Source organism: Stenotrophomonas sp. STEN018, assembly GCF_056760235.1.
Genome location: NZ_JBRREK010000119.1, coordinates 1 through 3,053, shown reverse-complemented (window position 1 = coordinate 3,053; position 3,053 = coordinate 1). Strand labels below are relative to the sequence as shown.

General features: G+C 66.9%; 4 protein-coding genes. All 4 read right to left on the bottom strand.

Translation table 11 applies throughout. The features are described from left to right. Nucleotides 1-160 precede the first annotated feature (160 nt). The 4 genes from ACVOMB_RS20860 to ACVOMB_RS20845 all read right to left on the bottom strand — a co-directional run bounded on the left by ACVOMB_RS20860 (nt 161) and on the right by ACVOMB_RS20845 (nt 2,671). Nucleotides 161-928 (bottom strand): HvfC family RiPP maturation protein, encoded by a 768-nt coding sequence (locus ACVOMB_RS20860; RefSeq protein ID WP_481532909.1) that lies wholly within the window; start codon nt 926-928, stop codon nt 161-163. After that, nucleotides 921-1,739 (bottom strand): HvfB family MNIO-type RiPP peptide maturase, encoded by an 819-nt coding sequence (locus ACVOMB_RS20855; protein ID WP_481532908.1) that lies wholly within the window; start codon nt 1,737-1,739, stop codon nt 921-923. Before ACVOMB_RS20855 ends, ACVOMB_RS20860 begins: the two co-directional genes overlap by 8 nt. 37 nt (nt 1,740-1,776) lie before the next feature. Next, nucleotides 1,777-2,139, bottom strand: a complete 363-nt coding sequence (locus ACVOMB_RS20850) for an HvfA family oxazolone/thioamide-modified RiPP metallophore (protein WP_481532907.1) — start codon at nt 2,137-2,139, stop codon at nt 1,777-1,779. A 139-nt stretch (nt 2,140-2,278) separates the two neighbouring features. Beyond that, complete coding sequence (locus tag ACVOMB_RS20845; RefSeq protein WP_481532906.1) at nt 2,279-2,671, bottom strand: RcnB family protein; 393 nt, start codon at nt 2,669-2,671, stop codon at nt 2,279-2,281. Nucleotides 2,672-3,053: the final 382 nt, after the last annotated feature.

The window sequence follows — 3,053 nt, the reverse complement described above, 5'->3', positions numbered from 1 at the left end:
CCCCCGGGCACGGGCCGGTGCCACACCGGGGCCTTCCCCTAGGCCGGCCCGCCCCAGGCGGGCCATGGGGCTTTCCGGGTCGCCCCCCCGCCGCGCTGGGCGGGGCTCTACAGGGGCATTCCCGGTAATGCCCAATAGCCAACCCCTTCCCAACCCTCTCCTACGCCTTCGGCGCAAGGCAGGGGGCAGAAGCACCCAGCAGACAGCCCTTGTCCCGCAATTGCTCCAGCATCGCTGTGCCATTGCTGATGAAACCATCATCAGCCTCTGTACCCGCTTCAACCGCCAACTCCTGCAACTGCTCAAGCCCGCTGAGCTGGGGAAACTGCTCCAGCCGCTCCAGCAACCGGTACAGCAACGGCGAAAGCTCAGAGAACACGATATTTCCATCAGCCTCGCGTCTGGCCAGCAGCAAAGTCGGTTGTAGCGGCGGCTCACCGGGCTGATATTCCAGACCAATCCTATGCACCGGCCACTGGTAGGCCAGCGCTCGGCACCAGGGCGAACAGACCGGGCTACCGGTCAGCAGGTCACCACCAGGATCATGCGCGGGCACAGGTTCATCGCTGATCTTCAGCGCCAGCTCGATCCATTCGTAATGGGCCAGTTCCAGCAGCCAAGGCGCTTGCGGATCGACGGATCGATCGTCCAGAAAGGCAATGAACTCCTGCCCGATTTCCGGAAACAGCGGCGTATGCGCACGATGCTCACGGCAGAAATCGCGCACCAGCTGCTGCCAGCGCGGCCCACCCAAGGTACGTGCGATCACCGGAAAATTGGCGGCCAGCAGACTCTGGATATTGTTGAAATACAGCTCGCGGTACACCTGCATGCGCGTGTCGTCGATACCCGACGGTGCCGGCTGCTGCAACGGGTCGCGCAGGTGCGCGGCAAAGCGCATCTGTAGGTCGCGCAGGGGCTCAGCCATGAGCGGCCTGCTGCAACTGACGGATCCGCGTCAGTTCTTCCAGTAGCTCGGGCAGCGGCGGGAAGTTGAAGTCGCGCTCCAGCAGGGTGGGGCGCACGCCATGCATGGCGTAGGTGTCGGCCAGCAGCTCCCAGACATCGCCCTTGACCGGCATGCCGTGGGTGTCGATCTTCAGGTCTTCGGCTTCGTCGTGATGACCGGCGACGTGGTAGCTGGCAATGCGCTGTGAGGGCAGGCGTGCCAGAAACGCGCGCGCGTCATAACCGTGGTTGATGGCGTTGACGTAGACGTTGTTGACGTCCAGCAGCAGGTCGCAATCGGCTTCGTCGAGCACTGCATTGATGAAATCGGCCTCATCCATGTCCGCCGCAGGTACGGCGTAGTAGGAGGCATTTTCCACGGCGATACGACGACCGAGGATGTCCTGGGTCTGGCGGATGCGCGCGGCCACATGCTGCACGGCTTCGGCGGTGAGCGGCAGCGGCAGCAGTTCGTAGAGATGGCCGTCATCCGTGCACCAGCTCAGGTGCTCGCTGTACAACGCAACCTGGTGTTGGTCGAGGAAGTGTCGCGTACGTGCGAGGAATTCCACATCCAATGGGGCGGGTCCGCCCAGCGACAGCGATAGGCCATGGCAGCTGAGCGGATGCCGCTGCGACAGCGCGGTCAGCGCTTCGCCCAAGCTGCCGCCAACGCCGATCCAGTTGTCCGGAGCGCATTCGAGAAAGTCGAATGCGCCAGCCGGCGCGGCCTGCAAGGCGTCGAGCAGAGAGCGCCGCAGACCCAGGCCGGCGCTGGCCTGGGTTGGCATGCGCTGGTCGGGTGTGTGCTGCCCCGGTGTGCTGGGCTTAGTGCTTACCGCCACACTTGCCCTCACCACACTTGCCTTCGGCCTTGGCTTTGTCCGCACCGGCGGCTGCTTCGCCGTCAGCCTTGGTGGCATCGGTCTTGGACTTGTCCTTGTCGGCGCCGCATTTGCCTTCGCCACACTTACCCTCGCCGCACTTGCCTTCGGCCTTTTGCTTGGCGGCGGCATCGCTGCTTTGTGCAGTGGCGGCGGCCTGTGCGTCGGCGGTTGGCGGGGTCTGGGCGCTGGCGCCGAGCGCATAGCCTTGAGCAAGATCGGTCATGGCAAAGGCAGGGGCCGTCATGCTGCCGAGCAGGGCTACGCCCAGGGCGAGAGTGGTGGGCTTGCGGATGTCGATGGCCATTGATTGTGTCTCCGGTAGTGGTTGGGCCGGGGGGAGGCTGGAGCTTAACAAGCGGCCCGGGTCAGCGGCACGACCTTGCCATCGTTGGAATGACAACGGGCCCACTTGGGGCCCGCGTTGGTTCAGCTGATGCTGGCGATCAGCGATGTCCGTTGACGATATCGATGATCAGCCCGCTGGCCACCGCCATCAGTACATAGCGGTCATCGAGCTTGCGCCATTCGTTGCCGCGCCCGGGCTTTCGCAGGCCGTGCCGGTTGTAATCGGCGACGCGGTTGCCGCGCTGGTTCTGCGCCAAGTGCTCGCCCTTGCGCGGGACGTGGTGGGCGCTGTTGTTGGAAGCATGGCGGGCGCCATTATGGGCGGCTGGAGCATGGCTGCTGTTGCCGTGCTCCTGATTGTGCGGGGCCGAGCTGCGCGCCGACTTTTCGTGGCGCGTGTCGTCACGGTCGCGGTCCTGTGTGGGGCCGGCAAAGGCGGTGCTGGAGGCCAGCAGGGACAGGCTCAGGAGGGTGGCGGCGATACGCTTCATGGGGATTCCTCGGTGCGCGGCGGGAGTGCTGCGGACGAGTCCATGCTCGGAAAAATTCCGTGAATGCCTGATTAAAAATGGTGGCTGGGGAGTATCGCTTTGTACCGGTCTGTATCGGCCCGCCGCGACGAGGTGCAGCGGGCCGATGCGGACAGGTAGGTGGTGCGGGGGGCGCCGGTGGGGGCCGGAGGCCGCGCCCAGGTGGGGAAGGGGGGGGGGGGGGGGGGGGGGGCCCGCGCCCCCCGCCCGCCCGGCCGCGGGGGGGCGCCCCCCGCCCCGCCCGGGCGGGGGGGCCCCCCCCCCCCCCACCCCCCCCCCCGCCCGCCCGGCGGGGGGCGGCCGCGCCCGCGCGGGGCCCCCCCCCCCCCCCCCCCCCCCCCCC